This window comes from Pseudarthrobacter sulfonivorans (assembly GCF_014712225.1).
Classification (GTDB): Bacteria; Actinomycetota; Actinomycetes; order Actinomycetales; family Micrococcaceae; genus Arthrobacter; species Arthrobacter sulfonivorans.
Map to the genome: position 1 here is coordinate 63,536 of NZ_JACXBW010000003.1, position 24,148 is coordinate 87,683.

Consider the following 24,148-nt stretch of genomic DNA (forward strand, 5'->3'; position numbering starts at 1 on the left):
CCGGCCTCCCGCAATTCCATTGGTCGGCACCTGGTTGTGGCGTTTAGAACAACGGGTTTCAGGACACAGCCGACGGCTCCCACGGGCTGCCGCACCCCAATGCCGGTGCGAACCTGGGAGTATCCAACTGACTTCTGTCAACGCCTGCGGGTTTTGACAATATGTGCCCCAATGGGTGCCGGATGTGGCGGTACGTCAGGGGCAGGAGTGTAGCTACACATGGAAAATGAACACGTACCAGCCGTTAATGCTGAAACAGTGGCAGCTGAAACCCCCGAGGCGCCCCGGAAGGCCACAAGGACCCGCCGTAAGGCAGCCCCGAAGGCAGCCAGCGTCGCAGCATCCACAGGTACCGGGTCACTGACCGAAGCCGCGGCGCAGCCCGACGCCGAGACTGCTGCGGTCCTTGAGGCAGTTGCCGTAGTGGAGACCGCGCCGGAGGCCAAGGCCCCTGTCCGCCGGACCCGCGCGCGCAGGAAGCCCGAAGTTGGGGAACCGCTGCCTGCTTTCGCCGTCGAAGCCCAGGACGCGCCAGCCGCGGATGCACCGTCCACGGAAGCATCTGCGTCCGGTCAGACCGTTGCGCCGGATGCCGCGGAACCCGCCGGCGGATCCCCGCTCGCCGAGGCAGATCCCGATGCCAAGCCGGTCCGCCGCCGCCGCGTTGCCACCCGCAAGGCTTCCGCCCCTGACACTGTTGTGACTGACGCGGCAACCCCCGACGCAGCCGCCCCTGACACTGTTGCGACTGACGCGGCCGCTCATGACACTGTTGCGACTGATGCAGCCGCCCCTGACACTGTTGCGACTGACGCGGCAGCCCCCGACGCAGCCGCTCCCGGGACGGCCTCCGCTCCCGTAAGAGCCGCCGCTGCCGCGGAATCAGCTCCGGCCCAGGCTGACGCCGCCGGACCGGAGGGCGAGCAGGCCGCCGCCGAGCCCGCCAGCCCGTTCGGTTCGCTGTTCCTGGAACCGGGCTCAGCCACGTCCGTGCTCTTCCAGGCCCCGGACCTGACAACTGTTGTCCGGCCTGTTCCCGCCGCGGTGGAAGAGCCGGAAGAGGACGACGCCGAAGAGGGCGAAGGGGACGACGCCAACAGCCGCCGCCGTCGCCGCAGCCGTGGCCGCCGCGGTCGCGCCCGCGGCGGTGACAGCGATGCCGGCACTGACACGGATGGTTCCGAGGGCAGCGAGGACGGTGCCGGACACGACGACGAAGAAGAGGCCGGCCAGAACGATGAAGGCGTGACGTCCCGCCGTCGTCGTCGTCGCCGCCGTGGCGACCAGGATCTTGAACTCACCGGTGGAGAGGGCGACGATCCGCCCAACACGGTGACGCGTGTCCGGGCTCCGCGCGCGGTGACCGAAGCGCCGGTCAACAACCGGGTGACCAGCGTGAAGGGCTCCACCAGGCTCGAAGCAAAGAAGCAGCGCCGCCGCGAATCCCGCGACACGGGCCGCCGCAGGACTGTGATCACCGAGGCCGAGTTCCTGGCCCGCCGCGAATCTGTAGACCGTCAGATGATCGTCCGCCAGCGCGACGACAGAATCCAGATCGGTGTCCTGGAGGATGGCGTCCTCGCAGAGCACTTCGTCTCCAAGACCCAGCAGGACTCGCTGATCGGCAACGTTTACCTCGGCAAGGTGCAGAACGTCCTGCCCTCCATGGAAGCGGCGTTCGTAGACATCGGACGCGGCCGCAACGCCGTGCTGTACGCCGGTGAAGTGAACTGGGAATCCGTCAACCTCGAAGGCAAGCAGCGCCGGATCGAAAACGCGCTCAAATCGGGCGACACCGTCCTCGTCCAGGTCACCAAGGATCCGGTGGGCCACAAGGGCGCACGCCTCACCAGCCAGATTTCCCTCCCGGGCCGTTACCTTGTCTACGTACCCGGCGGGTCCATGACCGGCATCTCCCGCAAGCTGCCCGACGTCGAACGCAACCGCCTCAAGCGCATCCTCAAGGACCGCCTGCCCGAGCATGCCGGCGTGATTGTCCGAACCGCGGCCGAAGGCGCCTCGGAAGAGGAGCTCACGCACGACATCAACCGGCTGCGGGCACAGTGGGAGGGCATCGAAAGCCAGTCCACATCCACCAAGATCCTCGCCCCGGAACTGCTCTACGGCGAACCGGACCTCACCATCAAGGTGGTCCGTGACGTCTTCAACGAGGACTTCTCCAAGCTGATCGTCTCGGGCGAAGAAGCCTGGGACACCATCGAGGCCTACGTCACCTACGTTGCCCCGGACCTGGTGGGCCGCCTGGAAAAGTGGACCAAGGACCAGGACATCTTCGCCGCATGGCGGATCGACGAGCAGATCCACAAGGCACTCGAGCGCAAGGTCTTCCTGCCGTCCGGCGGTTCGCTGGTCATTGACCGTACCGAAGCCATGACCGTGGTGGACGTCAACACCGGCAAGTTCACCGGCAGCGGCGGCAACCTCGAGGAAACCGTCACCAAGAACAACCTGGAAGCGGCCGAAGAAGTGGTCCGGCAGCTCCGGCTCCGCGACATCGGCGGCATCATTGTCATTGACTTCATCGACATGGTCCTGGAGTCCAACCGCGACCTGGTGCTCCGCCGCATGGTGGAATGCCTGGGCCGTGACCGCACCAAGCATCAGGTGGCAGAAGTGACGTCGCTGGGTCTGGTGCAGATGACGCGAAAGCGCATGGGCACCGGACTCCTTGAGGTCTTCGGCGAACAGTGCGAAACCTGCGCCGGACGCGGAATTGTTACCCACGACGACCCGGTGGAGCACCGCCGCGCGAACACCGTCGCCGCCGAGCACCACGTGCAGCGTGCGGACAACCGCCCGGACACGCAGCGCCCGGACAACCAGCGCGTCGACACCCGTCCGGACGCCCAGCAGGGCGGCCGGACTGACCGGAAGCGCCGCCGCGGCCGCGGCGGGCAGCCCCTGGACGTAGCGCCTGCAGCTCCGGTGCAGATCCATACGGTCCACCCGGATCCGAGCGATGCCGAGCGCCATGCCAAGGCTGAGGCCACAAGGGCGGCCCTCGCCAACATTGCGGCCGCCGCCCACGCGGCCCACCTGCACGACGACGAAGTAGCCCATGCCGCTGCCGGCAAGGCCTCCAGCCCGGAGGCCCCGGCCCCTGCACCGGCGCAACCTTCCGAAACGGACAGCACGGGCAGGCCCGCCGCCGTGCTGACGTTCGGTGGGGAGCAGGTCGTGCTGCCGTTTGTGGCGCACCACGAGGAGCAGCCGCAGGCTCCGGCACTGACTCTTGACCGCCTGGCGGAGGCGTTCGCCAAGCTTGGCGAACCGGCACCTGTTGCTGCCAGCGCTCCGGCCGAGCGCCAGGAGGCCGCGCGCCAGGCCGAAAGCAGGCCCGAGCGCCAGCAGACCGAGCGCCAGCAGGCTGAGCGCCAGCAGGCAGCAGAGCCTGCCCGTCAGGCTCAGGCCTCTGCCCAGGCTCCGGCGGCTCCTGCCGCGGCCGAGAAGGACTACTCCGACCACACCGAGCAGCCCCGTGCCCGCCGTCCGCGGCGGAACCGGAGCGCCAGCCGTGCCCAGGGCGCAGCCAACGCCACCACGGTGGAACATCACGAAGCCGCTCCCGCCGTCACCTCGGGGCATACCCATGCTGCCAAGGCGCCGGAGCGCACCAACGCCCCGGCGGCGGCCGCGCCGGCACAGACCAATGCGCCGATTATCCTCGGCGTAGGGGTACCCGCTTCCGAGCTCTGACTCTTCGCGGGGACTCCGCGCAGGATGCCCGTACGCGTCCCCTTCCAGGGGCGCATGCGGGCATCCTGCGTTCCGGCTTCATCTGAGGCGGCGGGAGTACGGAAGCGCTAGGGTGGGTTTCTGACACGGGGTGCCGCGCAAAGGGCCGGCTGAGATCCACACCCGTTGAACCTGTCCGGCTAGTACCGGCGAAGGGATGTCTCCTTTGGCTTCGACCTATGTCCTTCCTCCCGCAACCCCCGAAACTTCCGCCACCCCGGAAACCCGGGAACCAGCCCAAATTCCCGCAGCCCAGCGCCCGGTACCCGGGTCATCCACTTCGGGGGCCGTGCTGCATGCTACCCCGCGTGTGCTGTCCATCGCCGGATCGGATCCGTCCGGCGGGGCAGGCATTCAGGCCGACCTCAAGAGCATTGCCGCCCTGGGTGGCTACGGCATGGCAGCCATCACCGCACTGACCGTTCAAAACACGCGGGGTGTCCAGGATATCCATGTGCCACCGGCCGCCTTCCTGCGCCAGCAGCTTGATGCCATCAGCGATGACATCACCATCGACGCCGTCAAGATCGGCATGCTGGGCAACGCGGAGGTGATTGACACGGTCCGCAGCTGGCTGGAAAAGGTGCGTCCCGCCGTCGTGGTTTTGGATCCCGTCATGGTTGCCACGAGCGGGGACCGGCTGCTGAAGGAATCGGCGGAGGCTGCCCTGCTCGCCCTGCTGCCGCTCGCGGACCTCATCACCCCCAACCTCGCCGAGCTGGCCATCCTTGTGCACGAACCGCTGGCCCGGGGCTGGGCCGCCGCGCTGGAGCAGGGCAAACGCCTCGCCGCGGCCACCGGCGCCACCATCCTGGTCAAGGGAGGCCATCTCGACGGCGGTGCGTGCCCGGATGCCCTCGTCAACGCCGGGGGGCTGCTCTCCCGGCCGGTAGTGGAAGTGGCCGGAGATAGGATTCCCACCCGCAACAGCCACGGCACCGGCTGCTCGCTGTCCTCGGCCATGGCCACGGCACAGGCCCGGCTGGGGGACTGGGAAGCATCGCTGCGGCAGGTGAAGCCCTGGCTTTCCGGCGCGCTGCAGGCTTCGGGCCAGCTGGATGTGGGGGGCGGCAACGGTCCCATCCATCACTTCCACCACCTCCGGCAGCCCCTCGCCGCCGGGGAATTCGCTGCTGCCCTGCGCCAGGCGGCGGCCCCTGATCTGGACGCCATCTACGGGCTTGCATTCATCCGCGGCCTGGCCGAAGGCACCTTGGCGGAGGATCAGTTCGCCTACTACCTCGCCCAGGACGCCATCTATCTCAACGGCTACTCGCGTGCCCTGGCCCGGGCCAGTGCGCTGGCGCCAACGGAAGCCGCACAGCTGTTCTGGGCCCGGTCCGCCCGGCAATGCCTCGAGGTCGAATCCGAACTGCACCGCACCTGGCTCAGCACACGCACGGTGGAGCACGTCCTGGGCCCCGTCACCAAGTCCTACGTGGACCACCTGCTGGCAACCTCCGCCTCCGGCAGTTACGGAGTGCTGGTCGCGGCACTCCTGCCGTGCTTCTGGCTCTACGCCGAAGTGGGCCGGACCCTGCATTCGCAGTTCCTGGCAGCCGGGGCACCCGAAGCACACCCGTATGCCCAGTGGCTTCGGACCTACGCGGACGAGGACTTCGCACAGGCAACACGCGAAGCTGTCGCCATGGCTGACGAGGCAGGGCGGAAGGCGGCAGCGGACGAACAGGCCGCCATGCTCCAGGCATTCCGGCACTCGTGCCGTTTCGAAGTGGACTTCTTCGACGCGCCGCGCCTGCATGCCTGAACATCAGCAGGGGCTGCAGCCGGTACGATAGTCGGGCACGGTTTCGGATTGTCAGGACTGTTCCCCTCAGTGGGACCTATCACAGGCAGCCGGCCGTAACCAGCCTCATTTGCAGCCGAAGGCGAAATTAGCGTATTCTAGATCTTCGGTGCTTACGCCAACACTTGGGTTACGACCCCACGGCGTTGAGGCACAGCGGGAAACCCAGCCAATTTGGATTCGGGCCCGCACGCAAATTTAGTTATAAACGTCGAGAGAAGTGAGTTCCCAAGTGGTGTACGCGATTGTCCGCGCAGGCGGCCGGCAAGAGAAGGTCTCCGTTGGAGACTTCGTTACCCTCAACCGCGTCGCCGGTGGAGCTGGCAGCACCATTGAGCTGCCTGCCCTGCTCCTGGTAGACGGTGAAAAGGTCACCTCCGCAGCTGCGGACCTGGCCAAGGTAACTGTTACGGCTGAGATCCTCAACGACCTCCGTGGTCCGAAGATCGTCATCCAGAAGTTCAAGAACAAGACCGGTTACAAGAAGCGCCAGGGTCACCGTCAGGAACTGACCAAGGTCAAGATCACTGGTATCAAGTAACCTTCGTTACTGTTCAGGTTTTCAGCAGATTCCCCAGAATTTAGAGGCAGGCATTTCAAATGGCACATAAAAAAGGCGCGAGTTCCACTCGCAACGGTCGTGACTCCAACGCCCAGTACCTCGGCGTCAAGCGCTTCGGCGGCCAGGTAGTTTCCGCAGGCGAGATCATCGTCCGCCAGCGTGGCACCCACTTCCACCCGGGCGCCGGCGTTGGCCGCGGCGGCGACGACACCCTGTTCGCACTGACCCCGGGAGCTGTCGAATTCGGCACCCGCCGCGGTCGCCGCGTCGTCAACATCGTTACTGCTGCAGCTGCAGAGTAACAAATAGTTCTGAAGCGGTGGAGCGGGCCATTTGGTCCGCTCCACTGTTCTTTTAACCGCATTACAATCGTCTTGGCGCCTGTGGCGTCCAGGAAAAAAGCACTGAGGAGATCCACGTGGCGAGCTTTGTAGACCGGGTAGTACTGCACGTATCCGGCGGTACCGGCGGCCACGGCTGTGTCTCCGTCCACCGGGAGAAGTTCAAGCCCCTGGGCGGTCCCGACGGCGGCAATGGCGGCGACGGCGGCGACGTCATCCTGCGCGTTGATCACCAGACCACCACCCTGCTGGACTACCACCACGCCCCGCACAGGCACGCCACCAACGGCGGACCCGGGATGGGGGACTGGCGCGGCGGCAAGAGCGGCGAGACGCTCATCCTGCCGGTTCCGGACGGCACCGTGGTCAAGTCCAAGGACGGTACCGTCCTCGCGGACCTCGTCGGCGAAGGCGCCGAATACGTCGCGGCCGCGGGCGGCCAGGGCGGCCTGGGCAACGCCTCACTGTCCTCGCAGAAGCGCCGGGCCCCGGGCTTCGCCCTGCTGGGCATCGAGGGTGACGCCGCCGACATTGTGCTGGAACTGAAGTCCATCGCCGACATTGCGCTGGTGGGTTTCCCCTCGGCCGGCAAGTCCAGCCTGATCGCGGCCATGTCCGCTGCGCGGCCCAAGATCGCCGATTACCCCTTCACCACCCTGATCCCCAACCTGGGCGTCGTCCAGGCCGGCGACATCCGCTTTACCATCGCCGATGTGCCCGGCCTCATCGAGGGCGCCAGCGAGGGCAAGGGCCTTGGCCACCACTTCCTGCGCCACGTGGAACGCTGTGCCGCCTTGGTGCACGTACTGGACTGCGGCACGCTCGAATCAGACCGTGACCCGCTCGCGGACCTGGCCATCATCGAAGCGGAACTGGAAAAGTACGCCGTTGACATGAGCTACGCCGGCACCGACGGCGAAGTGGTGCCGCTGAACCAACGCCCCCGCCTCGTCGCCCTGAACAAGGTTGACCTGCCGGACGGCAAGGACATGGCCGAATTCGTCCGCCCTGAACTGGAGTCCCGCGGCTACCGGGTCTTCGAGATCTCGGCCACCAGCCACGAGGGCCTCCGCCAGCTTGGCTTTGCCATGGCGGAAATCGTCCAGGCCGCCCGCGACACCCTGGCCGCCGCGCCGCCGAAGGTCCAGCCGCCCGTGCTGCGGCCCCGCGCCGTCAACGAGTCCGGCTTTAAGATCCGCCGCGAAGAGAAGAACCTGGAGCCGCTGTTCCGCGTCCTCGGCGACAAGCCCGTGCGCTGGGTCAAGCAGACCGACTTCACCAACGAGGAAGCCATCGGTTACCTCGCGGACCGGCTCGCCAAGCTGGGCGTGGAGAACGAACTCTTCAAGCAGGGTGCCAAGCCGGGCGACACCGTGGTGATCGGCGAGGACGACGGCGTCGTGTTCGACTGGGAGCCGACCATGATGGCCGGTGCGGAGCTGCTCGCGGCACCCCGAGGCACCGACGTCCGCTTTGCCGATATCGGCGACCGCCCCACCCGCGGCCAGAAGCGCGATGAACAGCAGGAACGCAAGGAAGCCAAGGCTGCCGCCCGCGCCGAGCTCGAAGCAGAGCGCAAGGCCGGCATCTGGACCGAATCGGTCAGCAGCCGCCGGATTGCCAAGCCGCTCAAGGAGAGTGGACTGGGCGCAGACGATGACCAGTAGCGCCGCCACCGCGGTGCCACACCAGCGGACCGCGGACCGCAGCGTGCTCGCGCATGCCCGCAGGATCGTTGTTAAGGTCGGTTCGTCGTCGCTCACCAGCATCAAGGGCGGCATCTCCGAGGAAGCGCTGACCGCCCTGGCGGACGCGCTGGCAACGAAGCGCAACGCCGGCACCGAGATCATACTGGTGTCCTCCGGCGCCATCGCCGCCGGCCTGGCGCCGCTCGGCCTGGCCAAGCGGCCGCGTGACCTTGCTACGCAGCAGGCCGCGGCCAGCGTCGGGCAGGGCCTGCTGATGGCCCGCTACACCCAGGCATTCGGCGCCCACGGCGTGACGGTCAGCCAGGTGCTGCTCACCGCTGACGACCTGATGCGGCGCAGCCAGCACACCAACGCCTTCCGCGCGCTGGACCGCCTCCTCAATCTGGGCGTGGTTCCGGTGGTCAATGAAAACGACACCGTGGCCACCCACGAGATCCGTTTCGGTGACAACGATCGCCTGGCTGCCCTCGTCGCCCACCTGGTCCGCGCCGACGCGCTGGTGCTGCTCTCCGACGTCGACTCCCTCTACGACGGCCCGCCGTCGCACGGTGCCAAGCGGATTCCCCTGGTGGAAGGCCCGCACGACCTCGACGGCGTCACCATCGGCAAGGCAGGCAAAGCCGGCGTGGGCACCGGCGGCATGACCACCAAAGTCGAAGCCGCGACGATCGCCGCCGGCTCCGGCATCCACGCCCTTGTCACGTCCACCGCCAACGCTGCCGCGGCGCTGGCAGGTGAGGATGTTGGCACCTGGTTCACGGTGAACGGCGCGCGCAAGCCCGTGCGCCTGCTGTGGCTGGCGCACCTCGCCTCCGTCCGGGGACGGTTGATCCTGGACGATGGCGCGGTGAAGGCCGTACGCCACCGCCGAACGTCCCTGCTCCCCGCCGGCATTTCCGCCGTCGATGGGGATTTTGAAGCGGGCGACGCCGTCGAAATGGTCAGCCTGGACGGCACCGTCATCGCCCGGGGCCTGGTGAACTACTCCTCGGCCGAGTTGCCGCAGATGCTGGGCCGCTCCACCAAGGAACTGGGCAAGGCGCTGGGCCGCGGCTATGACCGTGAAGTTGTTCACGTTGATGACCTGGTGCTGGTCTGAGTCCCCAACTCGCCTAAACTTGGACCATGACTGAGGCACTGACCCATCCCACTGCTGCGACTACCGGAGATAACACGGGCGTTCCTGCTGCGCCGGAAGCGACGTCACCGGAGACCGCAGTGCCGCTGTCGCCCGAGGAAGTCGAGGCCGCAGTCCACGCCGTCGCCGACCGCTCCAAGCAGGCAGCCCGGCGGATGTCCCGGGCCAACCGGGCCTGGAAGGACCGTGGCCTCCGCGCCATCGGCGCCGCCCTGCTGGAACGGAAGAGCGTCATCCTGGCCGCCAATGCCAAGGACGTCGCTGCCGGAAAGGCCAACGGAACCTCGGCTGCGATGCTGGACCGGCTGACGCTTACCGATGCCCGAATCACCGGGCTCGTGGATGCCTTGGAGAACCTCGCCACCCTCCCGGACCCCGTGGGCAATGTGGTCCGCGGACAGACCCTGCCCAATGGCCTCCGCCTGCGCCAGGTCAACGTGCCCATGGGCGTGGTGGCCGCTATCTACGAGGCACGGCCCAATGTGACCGTTGACATCGCCGGCCTCGCGCTCAAGAGCGGAAACGCCGTCATCCTCCGGGGCGGCACCGCTGCGGCCGCCACGAATGAAGCCCTGGTGCAGGTACTCCGTGACGCCCTGCACGGCGTGGGCCTGCCCTCCGATGCCGTGCAGACGGTGGACCAGTACGGCCGGGAGGGCGCCAACGCCCTGATGCGGGCCCGCGGCCGCGTTGACGTGCTGATTCCCCGCGGCGGCCGGGACCTGATTCAATCCGTTGTGTTGAACGCAGCCGTCCCCGTCATCGAAACCGGTGAAGGCAACGTCCACATTTTCATCGACGAATCCGCCAGTGAAGAGATGGCGGTGGATATCCTGCTGAACGCCAAAACCCAGCGGCCCAGCGTCTGCAACACGGTGGAAACGCTGCTGGTCCACTCCCGCTCCACCGTGCTGCCGGCTGTGGCCGCCGCGCTCCGTGACGCCGGCGTCACCCTCCACACGGACGACCGCATCCGCGCCGCCCTGCCTGCTTCCATCGAGTCAACGCCCGCAACGGACGCGGACTGGGAGACCGAGTACATGGACCTCGACCTCGCCGTGGCCATGGTGGACAGCCTGGATGACGCCGTGAAGCACATCCGCACCTGGTCCACCGGCCATACCGAAGCCATCCTCACCAACAACCTCGCCAACGCGGAGCGGTTCATTGCGGAGATTGACTCGGCGGCAGTCATCGTCAACGCGTCCACCCGGTTTACCGACGGCGGCGAGCTGGGCCTGGGTGCCGAGGTGGGCATCTCCACCCAGAAGCTGCACGCCCGCGGACCGATGGGGCTCACCGAGCTCACCACCACCAAGTGGATCGTGCAGGGCGAGGGCCAAGTCCGCGGCTAGCAACGCGGTAACATAGACAGAAGTCCGGAACGGCGGGAAGATCCGCTGCCCACATCCTTGAAAACCCTAGGGGAGAAAATGCTGCTCCAGCAGATCGCCACATCCGTCGCTGCCGCCACTGAACATGAGGAACTGGCACCGCTGATTGCGCCGCCGTTCGTGATCGGCGGTGTGATGTTCGTGGTCCTGCTGGCACTGATGTTCGTGACGCTGTCCTACTCCAACCTGGGTAACCGGCACGCCGCAACGGACGAGCACGCCGATCCGCACCGCCAGCACCCCAACAAGCACGACCACGGCCAAGGCCACTGACATTTCCCGTGTTCTGCACCGTGAAGGTGCGCAAGGACGGCTGCGCCTGGGCGTGATGGGTGGGACATTTGATCCCATCCATCACGGCCACCTTGTCGCAGCCAGTGAAGTGGCTGCCAAGTTCGGTCTGGACGAAGTGGTGTTTGTCCCCACCGGGCAGCCGTGGCAAAAAACGCACAAGCAGGTCAGCCAGCCTGAGCACCGGTACCTCATGACGGTGATCGCCACTGCATCCAATCCCCGCTTCACGGTGAGCAGGGTGGATATCGACCGGCCCGGTCCCACGTATACCATTGATACCTTGCGTGACCTCCGGACCCAGCGCCCGGATGCGGACCTGTTCTTTATCACCGGCGCGGATGCGCTGGCACAGATCCTGTCCTGGAAAGACATTGATGAGCTGTGGTCACTGGCCCATTTCGTCGGTGTGACCCGTCCGGGACACGTGCTCGATGGCATGGGTCGGAAGGATGTCAGCCTGTTGGAGGTGCCGGCCATGGCGATTTCCTCCACGGATTGCCGGACCAGGGTGGCAGCGAACAACCCTGTCTGGTACTTGGTGCCCGACGGGGTGGTGCAATACATCGCCAAATATGGACTGTACGCCGAGGGTCTGCCTCCCGAGGCTGCGCAAACTACCGAAACAGACGAGCCAGCAAGTACTGAATGAGTTTTCAATGAGTCAGGAACAGCCCCCCGTCCGCAGCCGCCGCGAACTGCGGCAGGCCAGAGATGAGAACACGGCTACCGGGTCCACGGGCCCGGGCCAGGTTTCGCCTGCCTCAAAACAGCGCCGCGCGGCCGACGCGCCGGTGGATTCCGTCTCGGAACAAACCCAGGCCCAGAGATCGTCGCAGATTCGGGCCCGGGACCGTGCTGCCCTGCGCACCATCAAGGAACTTGAAGAAAAGGAAGGGCAACTCTCGGCCGGCGGCCCTCCCACCCGCAGGCAGTTAAGGCTCCAGCAACTCAAGGAACAGGCCGTCACCTCGGCCAACCCCATCATCGCCGCCCCGATGGGTAAGCCGCTTCCTGCTGGCCCCGGCTCTCCGGCCGGCGCCAAGCCAGGACCCGCGGGGCCCCGCCCGGCATCAGGCCCCGGCGGATCGGGACCCCGCCCCGCATCGGGACCCGGCGCATCGGGACCCCGCCCGGCATCCGCACCCGGTACAGCACCCCGCCCAGCATCCGCACCCGCAGCAACGGGGCTTCCCGACGGCATGAGCGTGGAGCAGGCCCTTGCAGCCCGCGCCCTCATTGCCGAGCAGGCCAGGAACCAGCTGGCCAAAATGGAGCACATTGCCTCCCTGGATCCCGAAGCCGTGGACCCCGACATCCTCGCCGAGCAGATCGCCCTCGCGGAGCGTGCCGCGGTCCTCAACCGCCGGGCCATGGCCAAGCAGAAACTGGCCGAGCAGGCGGCGCCCCCTGCCCCGCAGAGCGCACCGCCGCAAGGCCCGCACGTGCAAGGCGCCTCCACGCAGGCCGTGCCCGGCCAGCCATCGCCCGGCCGGTCGGCTGGTCAGTCAGGTCCGGCCACAGCTGACAACCTCGCCATGGTCACGCCCCTTGAATTCGTCCAGGTTCCCGGCGTTGACCGGCCTGTCATGAAACCCCCGGCAACCTCGTACGTGCCGGTGCAGACACAGTCCGGAGCCAAAGTCCGGCAGGGCGGCAAGAGCCGGCGTCCTTCGTCCGCATCCCGGCAGGCGCCTTCGGCAACGGCACCGGGAGCAGCTTCAGGCCGTTCCCGGGTGATCGCCCGGGCCGAAGCCGCAGCCCGTGCAGCTACTGAACCGAAGCGCACGGTTCCGGTTATTCCGGACGTCTCGGCGGGGGAGGGTGAGGGTCTTTACGAGGACCTGCGCATTCCAGCCCGCTCCGCGCATGGCCTTGAGCCGCTGGACGCGGCTACGGCAGGCCTGACCCGCGCAAAGCGGCTCAGGCTCATGCAGGTCCTTGTCCTGGTTTTCGGGATTGCGGCCCTCATTTCCGGCGTCATCCTCATCGCCACCGGCGTCTCCCGCTGACCGGCAGCGCCCCTTACAAAGCTTTAGAAAACTACAAGGAGTCACGTGACTGCATCAGATTCATCCATCGCCACAGCCCGTCAGGCCGCCAAGGCCGCCGCGGACAAGATCGCCCACGATATTGTGGCGCTCGATGTCAGCGAACGCCTCGCCCTGGCGGACGTCTTCCTCATCGCATCCGCACCGAGCGAGCGCCAGGTCAACGCCATCGTGGACGGCATTGAAGAAGAACTCTCCAAGCAGGATCTCCGTCCGGTCCGCCGCGAAGGCCGCGCCGGCGGACGCTGGGTGCTGCTCGACTACTCGGACATCGTGATCCATGTCCAGCACGAGGAAGACCGCGTTTTCTACGCCCTGGAGCGCCTGTGGAAGGACTGCCCCGTCGTCGACCTGCAGCTGGCCGGGGACACATCAGCCAAAGCATCTGCCGCTTCAGAAACCGAGTAACCGGCCTCGCCAGCCCGAATATGCCCGATTTGGAATTTTCGGAAATGCTGGTCTAAGATATTTGAGTTGCTCCGGAGATCACGGAGTAGCGAAGGTCCGGGGCTGTGGCGCAGCTGGTAGCGCACCTGCATGGCATGCAGGGGGTCAGGGGTTCGAGTCCCCTCAGCTCCACCGGATAGTCCGCCGGAATCGAGAGATTCCGGCGGACTTTTTTGTTGCCTCCGCAGTCCCTGTACGCATTTCCCCCTCGCATGGTCTTATCCCCTCGTCGTGCGCGGGGGAGAAGTCCGTTGAGCGGGGACTTCTCCACGTCATGCCTTTTTTCCGGCAAGCGGCTCCCGATTGGCGCACAGCGCAGATTTCTATTAAGCTAATCAGGTTGCTTCGAGAGGCCTGAACGGCCTGGAGAGCGGCGGTTTGGGGCTGTGGCGCAGCTGGTAGCGCACCTGCATGGCATGCAGGGGGTCAGGGGTTCGAGTCCCCTCAGCTCCACCAAACCGGACCACGTGTCCACAAAAAGAGCCACCCGGCCGGGTGGCTCTTTTCGTTTATCCGGTACTTTTCGGCTGCCGGTGCCGAGCGGTTCAGATCCAGTCCGTCCGGCGCAGCGGCGGCTGGTCCCCGCCGGCACGCTGGACCAGGACCTGGTTCACTCCCGTGAGGCCGGCTTCAAAGCCCAGGGCGCTTGAGGCCATGTACAGCCGCCATATCCGGGCCCGTCCCAGGCTGGTGAGGCCAACCGCTTCGTCCCAGTTGGTTTCCAGCCGCCGCACCCAGGCCCGCAGCGTCAGGGCGTAATGCCGGCGCAGGGCCTCAACGTCAAGGATCTCGAACCCGCCGCCCTCCAGCGCGGTGACCACTTCTCCGAGGCTGAGCATTTCGCCGTCCGGGAAGACGTAGCGCGGGATGAACGAGTCAGGGTCCGGCTTGGTGGGCCCGGCATTCCAGGAGATGGCGTGGTTGAGCAGCCGCCCGCCGGGGCGGAGCAGCCCATGCAGCATCTGCGCATAGTGCGGCATCTGTTCCCGGCCGACGTGCTCGGACATGCCTATGGAACTGATCGCGTCGAAGGGGCCGTCGTCGATATCCCGATAATCCTGCACGCGGATGTCAATCCTTTCGGTCAGGCCTGCCTCGGCGGCACGCTTGCGGGCAAACACGGCCTGCTCCGAGGAGAGGGTCACCCCCACTACCGTGGCGCCGTAGCTTTGGGCGGCGTGCAGGGCAAAGCTGCCCCAGCCGCAGCCCACGTCCAGCACCCTCATCCCGGGTTTCAGGCCGAGCTTGCGGCAGACCAGGTCCAGCTTGGCCTTCTGCGCCCCGTCCAGACCCGCCGGAAGGCCGTTGTTGTCCGTGTAGGAGCCCTCACCCCACACGGCGCACGAGTAGGCCATCGACGCTCCCAGCACGAGGGCGTAAAAGTCGTTGCCGACGTCGTAATGGTGCGAGATTGCCGCAGCATCCCGCTGCCGCGTGTGGAGCGGGCCCTTCCGGGTGACCTTTGCCTCTTCCGGCGGAGGGGTGGGGTTGGGGCCCACCGCTCCCAGCCGGACGGCGGTACTCAGCAGCGTGGCCAGCTCGCGGGGCGTCAGCGGCCGGAAGGGCCCGGGCTCGGAAAACTTGCCCGCCGAGCTCAGGGCAGCGAAGGCGGCGAAGATGTCGCCCGGCGCGTCGATGTCCCCGGCAACGTACGCGCGGCTCAACCCGAGTTGCCCGGGGGACCACAGGATCCGCCGCAGCGCCCGGCGGGACCTGAACTCGAGGACGGGTGCGTCGGGCGGCCCCGCCTCGGAACCGTCCCATGCCCGCAGCCTCAGCGGTATTTCATCAGTACCCAGGACGATGCCCAGCGCTTTCGCCAGCAGCGGTGCTGCCCGATTTTCCGTTGCCATGGTCGGTGCCTTTCTACAGGTATGGCCCAACAGTACGACGGCGGCGGGGCGCCTGTCAGTGCAGCGGTCCGATTATCATGGGGGAGTGAATGAGTCCCTGCCGCCGTGCCCCGAATGTGCCAGTGTTTACACCTATGAGATGGGTTCGCTCCTGGTCTGCCCGGAGTGCGGCCACGAGTGGGCCGCCGAGGCAGCGCCCGCAGCCGAGGAGGCCGGGCCGCGGGTCATCAAGGATGCGGTGGGTAATGTCCTGGCGGACGGCGACACCGTGACGGTAGTCAAGGACCTGAAAATCAAGGGCAGTTCCAACGTCATCAAGGTCGGAACCAAAGTCCGCGGCATTAGGCTCGTGGACGGCGTGGGCGATCACGACATCGACTGCAAAGTGGACGGCGTGGGGCCCATGCAGCTGAAATCCTCCGTGGTGAAGAAGGTCTAGCGGAACCCGGCCAGCAGACATGGAAGACGGAACCACCGGCGTTGTGGTCATCGGCGCGGGGCAGGCGGGGCTCTCGGCGGCCTACCACCTGCAGCGCAGAAGAATCGAATACAAGGTCCTGGACGCCGAGAAAGGCCCCGGCGGTGCGTGGCGGCACCGCTGGAAAAGCCTCATCATGGAAACGGTCAACGGCATCAGCGACCTCCCCGGAATCGCCAAACCCGACGTGGACCCGGCGGAACCCAGCTCAGAGTTCCTGAGCCGATACTTCAAAGCCTACGAGCACGAACTCGGGATCGAGGTCCTCCGTCCGGTCAAGGTCACGTCCGTGGCCAGGGAAGACGCGGATCCGGCGGGCCGACTTCGGGTCAGCTCTGACCGGGGTGACTGGTCGGCGAAGGCGGTCATCAACGCCACCGGCACCTGGACCAGGCCGTTCTGGCCCATCTATCCGGGCCGCTCCACATTCCGGGGCCGGCAGCTGCATGTGGCCGATTACGTCTCCGCAGAAGAGTTCCGCGGCCTGCACGTCATTGTGGTGGGCGGGGGAATCTCCGCCGTCGGGCTGCTGGACGAGATCTCACATGTCACCACCACCAGCTGGTTCACCCGGCGCGAGCCCGAATGGCGCGACGCCACCTTCGACGCGCAGGCCGGGCACGACGCCGTCGCCCTCGTCGAAGAACGCGTCCGGCAGGGGCTGCCCCCGCAGAGCGTCGTGGCCGTGACCGGCCTCATCTGGACGCCCGCCCTGCGGGCTGCAGAAAGACGGGGCGCGCTGCACCGGCAGCCCATGTTCAGTTCCATAGAGCCCGACGGCGTCCGGCTCACCGATGGCAGCCTCCTCCGGGCCGACGTGATCCTGTGGGCCACCGGGTTCCGCGCGGAGCTCGAACACCTCGCGCCACTTCACCTCAGGGGACCGGGCGGCGGGATCGCCATGGACGGAACCCAGGTGGCTGCCGAACCGCGCGTGCACCTGGTGGGCTACGGCCCGTCGTCGTCCACCATTGGCGCGAACCGCGCGGGCCGGGCGGCCGTCGCGGCCATCCTGAAGTTGCCCGCGTTTCTGCAGTGACAGCCCAACCACCCAGCACACTCCCGGACGGCAGGAACCACGTGGCAGCGAACAGCCTTGAGGACATTTTCGGTAAGCTCCGGCGGCACCCCGACGTCGAGGCGCCCAACCTGCAGGCCTGGGACGCCACGGACAAGCTCCTGCTGGAAGCCGCGGCCGGCCGGGTAGGTCCGGACAGCCGACTGGCAGTAATCGGTGACCGCTACGGCGCCCTCACCTTGGGGGCGTTGGCCTTCCTGGGCGTCCAGCGGGTCCGCGTGCACGAGGATCTCATCACGGGCGAGCGAGCCCTGCGGAACAACGCAACCGTCCTGGGGCTGGCAGGCTTCGGGCAGTTGCCGCTGGGGGAGCGCCTGCTTTCCGGTGCGGGGACGGTGCTGCTGCAGTTGCCCAGAACCCTGGCGGAACTCGAGGAAATCGCCGAAGCCGTGGCCCTATACGCAGCCCCGGACGTTGTGCTCATCGCCGGCGGGCGGGTCAAGCACATGTCGCTGGGAATGAACGCTGTCCTGGAGCGCCACTTCCGGACCGTCCAGCCCCAGCTGGCCCGGCAGAAGTCCCGCCTCATCATCGCCAGCAGTCCCAAGAAGGCCGCCCCGGATGCAGCTTCGGACACAGCTACGGAGGAAACGGGCGCACAAAGCTCCGGCCCCGCCGCCGGGCACGCCCCCATGGCGCACCCCGCCGTCGGACATCCCGCCGTCGAACACCTGGCCGAGCTGGACCTTGACGTTGCTGCGCACGGCGCCGTCTTCGCCGGCACGAAGCTGGACATCGGCACCAGGTTCCTGTTGACCTTCCTGCCGGAGATGCCCGCCGCCCGGCATGCCGTGGACCTCGGTTGCGGCACCGGGGTCCTCGCTGCCATGTACGCCCGGCAGAATCCCGGTTCCCGGGTCACGGCGACTGACCGCTCCGCCGCTGCCGTCGCGTCGGCCGAAGCCACTGCGCGGGCCAACGGCCTCGCGGACCGGATCTCCGCGCTGCAGGATGACGCCATGAGCACCCTGCCCGCAGCAAGTGTGGATCTGGTCCTGCTGAACCCGCCGTTCCACCTGGGCGCCAGCGTGCATGCCGGGGCCGGGCTCAAGCTGTTCGAGGCGGCAGCCCGGGTGCTTGCTCCGGGCGGTCAGCTGTGGACGGTCTTCAACCGCCACCTGCAATATCTCCCTGCCCTGGAACGGCGGGTCGGCCCCACCACGGTCAGGGGCAACAACCCGAAATTCACGGTGGCGGTCAGCACCAGACGGGCTTAGGCAACCGGCCGCGCCGCGGTCCGCCTCCGGCTCTGGGCGTGCGTCAGGCGGTAACGTACCATTCAGACATCATCTGTACGTGGCCGCAAACTATGGGGGCCGCAAACTATAGGGGAGACCGTGCCAGAAATTCGCCAGCCCTCGGCTCCACGGCGCGGGACGAACCTGCCGCGCATGGGGGACTTCAACCTGACGGTGATCCTCGATGCCATCCGCCGGTCATCGGGCGGCCTGAGCCGCGTTGAACTCGCCCAGATCGTGGGCCTCTCGCCGCAGACGATCTCCAACATCTCGCGCCGCCTGCTGGACCAGCACCTGATTGTGGAGGCCGGCAAGGAAGGCAGCGGTCCGGGCAAACCGCGCACCATGCTGCGGCTCAACCCGGCGGGCATGTACGCCGTGGGCGTCCACCTGGACCCGGCAGTTACCACCTTTGTGGTCCTTGACCTCGTGGGCGCGGTGGTGCAGCACTCCCGGATCAAAACCCCCGGCGGAAACGATCCCGCCGCCGTGATCGCCACCATGGCCACCGAAATCGGGCAGCTGGTTGCCGAATCCGGTGTGGACACAACCAAGATCGCGGGCCTGGGCCTGGCCGCCCCCGGCCCGATCGACCTGGACAACGGCACCGTGGTTGACCCGCCGCTGCTGCCGGGCTGGGACCGGGTGGAACTCCGGGACGCCCTGGCCAAGGCAACCGGGTACTCCGTTCTGGTGGACAAGGATGTTACCAGCGCCGCCGTCGCCGAGACCTGGGCCGGCGGCCCCAGCGGCGCGGGGAGCTTCGTGTTTATGTACATGGGCACCGGCATCGGCTGCGGCATTGTGCTCAATGACGAAGTGGTGCGCGGAACCTCAGGGAACGCCGGCGAGATCGGCCATATCATTGTGGACCCGGACGGCCCGGCCTGTGACTGCGGCCTGCGGGGCTGCGTGAAGTCTTCTGTTATCCCGAAAGTGCTGGTGGCGGAAGCCGTTGCTGCCGGAATTCTGGATGGCTCCGCGAAGCACACCAGCGGCGCCGAGGTGCAGGAGGGCTTCGCCCGGTTGTGCGACCTCGCCGACGCCGGAGATGAGAAAGCACTGGCCATCATCGACAAGTCCGCAGTCCTCGTGGCCCGGGCGGTCTCGGTGGTCACCAACACGCTGGATGTGGAAAGAGTGGTGTTTGGCGGCCCGTTCTGGAGCCGGATCGCTGACCGCTACCTTGAGAAAATCCCGGCGCTGGTGGATGCCAGCAGCGCAGCCCGCCTGATCCACACCATCGAGGTTGTGGGCACGGGAGTGGGTGAGGATGTGGGCGCCATTGGCGCCGCCTGCCTGGTACTGGAGCACACCCTGGCGCCCCGGGCACAGCGGCTGCTCCTGGAAGTCTGACCGCGGCTGCTTGCCTGTGGCAGGAGCCCCATCTAGCATGTGCATATCGCCGCGGCTGGGGGCCCGCAGTCAAAAGGGACAGCAGCCATTGATTGAATGGAGCATCATGCGTCCTCGGGCCTTCAAAATTACGTCACTGCTCGCCGCTGCGGCCATTGCGCTGACGGCTTGTTCACCGGCCGCGCCCCAAGCGGAAACCAAAACCCTCAAGGTGGTCTACCAGAAGACGGACTCCTTCAGCGCCCTGGATAGCCTGTTCCAGTCGGCCAAGCAGGAATTTGAAGCCGCGCACCAAGGCGTCACGGTTGCCTTGGAGCCGGTCCAGGCCAACGACGACGATTACGGCACCAAGCTTGCCCTGGCCCTCCGCTCGCCTTCCACAGCCCCGGACGTTTTCTACGAGGACACGTTCAAGGTGCGGTCCGACGTCGACGCCGGTTATCTCCTCAAACTGGACAGCCACCTCGAAGGGTGGAAGGACTGGGAGAAGTTTGAGGAGGGCGCCAAGGCGGCGGGGCTGGGGGACGACGGCGGCACGTACGCGGTCCCGCTGGGCACCGACACCCGGGCCATCTGGTACAACAAGAAAGTCCTCACTGCCGCTGGCGTCAGCGTCCCCTGGGAGCCCCGCACCTGGCAGGACATCCTGGACACCGCCCGGAAAATCAAAGCCAGCAACCCCGCTGTGGTGCCGTTCAACATGTACGCCGGCAAGGCCACCGGTGAAGGCACCGTGATGCAAAGCTTCTACGAGCTGCTCTACGGAACCGGGGCCGAACTTTACGACGCCGATGCCCAGAGGTGGGTGCTGGGTTCACAGGGATTCACGGACTCGCTCGCCTTCCTCAAAACCCTCTACGACGAAAAGCTGGCTGTCTCCCCGGCCGAAGCCCTGGATGCCAACGTGTGGAAGAAGGTCTTCGGGGAATGGCTCCCGCAGGGCAAGATGGCCGCCACGGTGGAAGGTTCCTACACGCCCTCGTTCTGGCAGAAGGGCGGCAGCTACGAATGGCCGGAGTACGGCCAGGACATGGGCGTGACCGCTTTCCCCACACAGAATGGCCAGGCGCCCGGTGGAGTCAGCATGTCCGGCGGGTGGACGCTGGCGGTCGGGGCGGGGACCAACGACCCCCAGTTGGCGTTCGATTTCCTCGCCACCGCCTTGAACCAGAAAAACTCCCTGGCTTTCGACATCGCAAGCTCCCAGATTGCCGTGCGCAAGGACGTCGCCGCTGATGCCGCATACCAGGGGGCCAACCCGTTTGTGAAGGACGTGTCCAAGCTCGTGGCCGTCACGCACTACCGCCCGGCAACGGCCGACTACCCGCGGATCTCGGCGGCGGTCCAGGAGGCAACCGAGGCTGTGATCACCGGGGCGAAATCCCCTGCGCAGGCCGCCGCGGAGTATGACACGGCGGTGAAGGGCATCGTAGGTGACGCCAAAACCGTCGTGAAGTAGCTTGTGGCAACTACCACTTCCCGGCGGCGGCCCACCGTAAGCCGTCCGCTGCTCCGGCGGCGGGCGCGGCTGCTTCCGGTACTCCCGGCTGTGCTGCTCCTGCTGGTGTTCCTGGCCGGACCCGTGCTGTGGGCCTTCCACGCTTCGTTCACCAACGCCGCCCTGACCGGCCGCAACGCCCGCAGTCCTGGCTGGGTGGGGCTCGAGAACTACCAGCGGCTCTTCACCGATCCGGTCCTGCCCCTCTCCCTTGCACTGACCGTCGTCTTCGTCGCGGGCTCGGCCATCGTGGGCCAGAACCTGCTGGGACTGGCCATCGCCATCCTGATGAGGCGGGCGCGCCGGCCGGTGGCCGCCGTCGTCGGAACCGCGGTGGTGGCTGCCTGGGTGCTGCCGGAGATCGTGGCGGCGTTCGCCGCCTACGCGTACTTCAGCCGCGACGGGACGCTGAACCAGGTCCTGGGGTCCGTGGGACTCGGCCAGCCCGACTGGCTGTATTCGTTCCCGATGGTGGCGATCATGCTGGCCAACATCTGGCGCGGCACGGCCTTTTCCATGCTGGTGTACCGCGCCGCCATTGATGACGTGCCCGGCGAGGTCACGGAGGCGGCGCTGATGGACGGCGCCAGCGGCTGGCAGCGGCTGGCCTACGTGACCCTCCCCATGATCCGCGGCAGCATCGCCACCAACCTCATGCTCATCACCCTGCAGACGCTGGCAGTCTTCACCCTCATCTGGGTCATGACGGCGGGCGGGCCCGCCAACGCGAGCACCACACTGCCCGTGCTGGCCTACCAGGAAGCCTTCAAGTTCGGTGACATCGGATACGGAACGGCCGTGGCATCCGTGCTGATCCTGATCGGCCTGGTTTTCGGCGCGGCCTACGTCCGGCTCCTCCGGGAGCCCAAGCAATGACGACGGCGGCGCGTGGCACGGCCGGGACCGGCCGGCGGACGGGAGGGGGTCCCGGGGGTGCCGTGTCGCGGGCACAGCAGCGCGCCCGGGTCCCGGCGGACGCGGCCCTGATCCTGATCGGTGCCTGCTTTGTCCTGCCGCTGCTGTGGCTGGTGCTGGCCTCCCTCGATGCCTCCGCCGGGCACGAGGCGAGGCTCCCCGGCGAGGTCTCCCTGACCAACTTTGCCGCGATCATGACTCCGGGGCTGCTGTTCCAGCCACTGTGGAACAGCATGGTCCTCTCTGCCGGGACCGCCGCCGTCAACCTGGCCGCGGCGGTCCTGGCCGCCTACCCGCTCTCCCGGTACCAGTCCCGCTTCAACAGGCCTTTCATGTACACGATCCTGTTCGGGACGTGCCTGCCGATCACAGCCATCATGGTGCCGGTCTACGGCCTGTTCGTACAGCTTGACCTGTTGGATTCCATGCCCGCCACGATCTTCTTCATGGCAACCACCACGCTGCCGATGGCCATCTGGATGACGAAGAACTTTATGGACGCCGTGCCGGTATCGCTGGAGGAGGCGGCCTGGGTGGATGGTGCCTCCGGACTGATGGCGCTGCGGACCATCGTGCTGCCGCTGATGCGGCAGGGGCTCGGCGTGGTGTTCATCTTTGTGTTCATCCAGGCCTGGGGGAACTTCTTTGTCCCCTTCGTGCTGCTCCTGTCCGAAGCGAGGCAGCCGGCGGCAGTGTCGATTTTCAGCTTCTTCGGACAGCACGGGGCAGTCGCCTATGGCCAGTTGGCCGCTTTTTCCATCCTGTACTCAGTTCCGGTGCTGGCCCTGTACGTCTTCGTGGCCAGGGGCGCCGGCAGCTCCTTCGCCCTGTCAGGTGCCGTCAAAGGCTAGACCTGCCGGGCCGAAGCAGTCAGTCGATGTCTTCGATGACGGTCCCGAACGGGATTGAATCGTCCAGATGCGCCTGGTGTCCGTGGGGCAGGTTGAGCACCCGCACACCGTGGGACTGATCCGCCGCTGACTGCATCAGGATGGGCCGCACGGTGTTGATGAAACTCTCGCTTTTTCCTGCGAGATACTCCTGGTAGCTGGCTGGTAGCTGGATCATTTCAACAGGATAGACCGGACGGACCCGCCATGGGGAGGGGTCCCCCTTGCGGGCCGGTTCGAAGCTGGCTTGGATAGGATGGCGGGCGGAGAGCCGCCCGCCGGCTACACCATCAGTCCACAGTCACCAGGCAGCAGCCTTCAGGGGGAAATCCAGTGCTTCAGACCAGCGCGCCAGCTCGCATCGAACCGGCGGAACTGGCCCGTGCACAGCAGGTGGCGGCAAACATTTCCCGCAGCTTCGGCGCCAAAGTGGTGGGCCAGGCGCGGCTTCGTGAGTCCCTGCTGGTGGGCCTCCTGACCGGCGGGCACATCCTGCTGGAAAGCGTTCCGGGGCTGGCGAAGACCACCGCCGCCCAGACCGTGGCCGAGGCCGTGAGTGCGGAGTTCCGGCGGATCCAGTGCACCCCGGACCTGCTGCCGAGCGACATCGTGGGAACGCAGATCTACGACGCCGCCAAGGGCACCTTCATCACGCAGCTGGGTCCGGTGCATGCCAACATCGTCCTGCTCGATGAGATCAACCGCTCCAGCGCCAAGACCCAAAGTGCCATGCTCGAAGCGATGCAGGAACGGCAGACGTCCATCGGCGGCCAGGAGTACAAACTGCCCTCGCCGTTCCTGGTGCTCGCCACCCAGAACCCGATCGAGCAGGAGGGCACGTACCAGCTGCCGGAGGCGCAGATGGACCGCTTTATGCTCAAGGATGTGCTGGATTATCCCTCGCCCGCCGAGGAAACGGAGATCCTCCGGCGGATTGATGCCGGGATCTTCACCGCGGAGCAGAAACCCGCCGCCGCTGCTTCGCTGGACGCCGTGGTGGGCGTGCAGGAACTGGTCCGCCGGATCTACATCGACCCCGCCATCACCAACTACATCGTGGGCCTGGTGTTTGTCACCCGCAATGCCGGGCAGTACATCGACCGCCGGCTGGCCGGGTTCATCGAGTTCGGCGCCAGCCCCCGCGCCAGCATTGCCTTCAGCCAGGCCGCCCGGGCCGTGGCGCTGCTCAACGGCAGGGACCACGTGATCCCGGAGGACGTGAAGTCCCTCGCCCACCGGGTGCTGCGGCACCGCCTGATCCTGGGATTTGATGCCGTTGCCGAGCAGGTGCCGGTGGAGACAGTCATTGACGCCATCGTGGCCTCCGTCCAGACGCCCTGAGCCCG

The 24,148-nt window shown here is 66.8% G+C and carries 21 protein-coding genes, 2 tRNA genes and 1 riboswitch; of the genes, 21 read left to right on the top strand and 2 right to left on the bottom strand.

Annotation, left to right across the window (positions count from 1 at the left end):
- The first annotated feature begins 219 nt into the window (after positions 1-219).
- From IAQ70_RS04665 to IAQ70_RS04725, 13 genes are all read left to right on the top strand, one after another.
- On the top strand, positions 220-3,717 hold the full coding sequence (locus tag IAQ70_RS04665; RefSeq protein WP_190988163.1) for an Rne/Rng family ribonuclease: 3,498 nt from the start codon (positions 220-222) through the stop codon (positions 3,715-3,717).
- A 116-nt stretch (positions 3,718-3,833) separates the two neighbouring features.
- A riboswitch (TPP riboswitch) is annotated at positions 3,834-3,931 on the top strand.
- A complete protein-coding gene (gene thiD / locus IAQ70_RS04670; protein ID WP_190988164.1) occupies positions 3,914-5,524 on the top strand; it encodes a bifunctional hydroxymethylpyrimidine kinase/phosphomethylpyrimidine kinase in 1,611 nt (536 codons plus the stop codon). (Overlaps the previous riboswitch by 18 nt.)
- Before the next feature lie 271 nt (positions 5,525-5,795).
- Complete coding sequence (gene rplU / locus IAQ70_RS04675) at positions 5,796-6,104, top strand: 50S ribosomal protein L21 (RefSeq protein ID WP_190988461.1); 309 nt, start codon at positions 5,796-5,798, stop codon at positions 6,102-6,104.
- Positions 6,105-6,163: 59 nt separating this feature from the next.
- On the top strand, positions 6,164-6,427 hold the full coding sequence (gene rpmA, locus IAQ70_RS04680) for a 50S ribosomal protein L27 (protein ID WP_120949928.1): 264 nt from the start codon (positions 6,164-6,166) through the stop codon (positions 6,425-6,427).
- A 116-nt stretch (positions 6,428-6,543) separates the two neighbouring features.
- Positions 6,544-8,133, top strand: coding sequence for a GTPase ObgE (obgE, locus tag IAQ70_RS04685; protein ID WP_190988165.1), 1,590 nt, complete (start codon positions 6,544-6,546; stop codon positions 8,131-8,133).
- On the top strand, positions 8,123-9,274 hold the full coding sequence (gene proB, locus IAQ70_RS04690; RefSeq protein ID WP_190988166.1) for a glutamate 5-kinase: 1,152 nt from the start codon (positions 8,123-8,125) through the stop codon (positions 9,272-9,274). The genes obgE and proB overlap by 11 nt, the downstream gene beginning before the upstream one ends.
- A 26-nt stretch (positions 9,275-9,300) precedes the next feature.
- Positions 9,301-10,668, top strand: coding sequence for a glutamate-5-semialdehyde dehydrogenase (locus tag IAQ70_RS04695; RefSeq protein ID WP_190988167.1), 1,368 nt, complete (start codon positions 9,301-9,303; stop codon positions 10,666-10,668).
- Between the two features lie 78 nt (positions 10,669-10,746).
- Positions 10,747-10,980, top strand: coding sequence for a hypothetical protein (locus IAQ70_RS04700; RefSeq protein WP_190988168.1), 234 nt, complete (start codon positions 10,747-10,749; stop codon positions 10,978-10,980).
- 40 nt (positions 10,981-11,020) lie between these two features.
- On the top strand, positions 11,021-11,650 hold the full coding sequence (gene nadD / locus IAQ70_RS04705; RefSeq protein WP_223859023.1) for a nicotinate-nucleotide adenylyltransferase: 630 nt from the start codon (positions 11,021-11,023) through the stop codon (positions 11,648-11,650).
- Positions 11,651-11,657: 7 nt separating this feature from the next.
- Positions 11,658-13,010: a hypothetical protein gene (locus tag IAQ70_RS04710; RefSeq protein WP_190988170.1), complete on the top strand. Its 1,353-nt coding sequence runs from the start codon at positions 11,658-11,660 to the stop codon at positions 13,008-13,010.
- A 45-nt stretch (positions 13,011-13,055) separates the two neighbouring features.
- Entirely contained in the window at positions 13,056-13,457 is a 402-nt protein-coding gene (gene rsfS, locus IAQ70_RS04715) for a ribosome silencing factor (protein ID WP_190988171.1), read from the top strand.
- Positions 13,458-13,555: 98 nt separating this feature from the next.
- Positions 13,556-13,628, top strand: a tRNA-Ala gene (locus tag IAQ70_RS04720).
- A 248-nt stretch (positions 13,629-13,876) separates the two neighbouring features.
- Positions 13,877-13,952: transfer RNA gene (locus IAQ70_RS04725), tRNA-Ala, on the top strand.
- A gap of 89 nt (positions 13,953-14,041) precedes the next feature.
- Here IAQ70_RS04725 and IAQ70_RS04730 read toward each other — a convergent pair.
- Positions 14,042-15,349 carry an SAM-dependent methyltransferase gene (locus IAQ70_RS04730; RefSeq protein WP_190988172.1) on the bottom strand — a complete coding sequence of 436 codons (1,308 nt, stop codon included), beginning with the start codon at positions 15,347-15,349 and terminating at the stop codon, positions 14,042-14,044.
- 85 nt (positions 15,350-15,434) lie between these two features.
- Here IAQ70_RS04730 and IAQ70_RS04735 point away from each other — a divergent pair, with 85 nt between their 5' ends.
- The 7 genes from IAQ70_RS04735 to IAQ70_RS04765 all read left to right on the top strand — a co-directional run bounded on the left by IAQ70_RS04735 (position 15,435) and on the right by IAQ70_RS04765 (position 22,763).
- A complete protein-coding gene (locus IAQ70_RS04735; protein WP_317983578.1) occupies positions 15,435-15,788 on the top strand; it encodes a zinc ribbon domain-containing protein YjdM in 354 nt (117 codons plus the stop codon).
- A gap of 19 nt (positions 15,789-15,807) precedes the next feature.
- The gene (locus IAQ70_RS04740; RefSeq protein WP_190988174.1) at positions 15,808-16,866 is read left to right on the top strand and encodes an FAD-dependent oxidoreductase; all 1,059 of its coding nucleotides are present in this window, start codon (positions 15,808-15,810) and stop codon (positions 16,864-16,866) included.
- Positions 16,867-16,907: 41 nt separating this feature from the next.
- Entirely contained in the window at positions 16,908-18,122 is a 1,215-nt protein-coding gene (locus IAQ70_RS04745; RefSeq protein ID WP_190988175.1) for a class I SAM-dependent methyltransferase, read from the top strand.
- Positions 18,123-18,296: 174 nt separating this feature from the next.
- The gene (locus tag IAQ70_RS04750) at positions 18,297-19,499 is read left to right on the top strand and encodes an ROK family transcriptional regulator (RefSeq protein WP_190988462.1); all 1,203 of its coding nucleotides are present in this window, start codon (positions 18,297-18,299) and stop codon (positions 19,497-19,499) included.
- A 106-nt stretch (positions 19,500-19,605) separates the two neighbouring features.
- Positions 19,606-20,958, top strand: coding sequence for an extracellular solute-binding protein (locus IAQ70_RS04755; protein WP_190988176.1), 1,353 nt, complete (start codon positions 19,606-19,608; stop codon positions 20,956-20,958).
- A 3-nt stretch (positions 20,959-20,961) separates the two neighbouring features.
- Positions 20,962-21,873, top strand: a complete 912-nt coding sequence (locus IAQ70_RS04760) for a carbohydrate ABC transporter permease (protein ID WP_407682560.1) — start codon at positions 20,962-20,964, stop codon at positions 21,871-21,873.
- Positions 21,870-22,763, top strand: a complete 894-nt coding sequence (locus IAQ70_RS04765; protein WP_190988177.1) for a carbohydrate ABC transporter permease — start codon at positions 21,870-21,872, stop codon at positions 22,761-22,763. Before IAQ70_RS04760 ends, IAQ70_RS04765 begins: the two co-directional genes overlap by 4 nt.
- A 19-nt stretch (positions 22,764-22,782) precedes the next feature.
- On the opposite strand, the gene IAQ70_RS04770 is transcribed toward IAQ70_RS04765, so the two are convergent.
- Positions 22,783-22,980, bottom strand: a complete 198-nt coding sequence (locus IAQ70_RS04770) for a hypothetical protein (RefSeq protein WP_190988178.1) — start codon at positions 22,978-22,980, stop codon at positions 22,783-22,785.
- 155 nt (positions 22,981-23,135) lie between these two features.
- On the opposite strand from IAQ70_RS04770, the gene IAQ70_RS04775 reads away from it, so the two are divergent.
- Positions 23,136-24,143, top strand: a complete 1,008-nt coding sequence (locus IAQ70_RS04775) for an AAA family ATPase (RefSeq protein ID WP_190988179.1) — start codon at positions 23,136-23,138, stop codon at positions 24,141-24,143.
- The last annotated feature ends 5 nt before the right edge of the window (positions 24,144-24,148 follow it).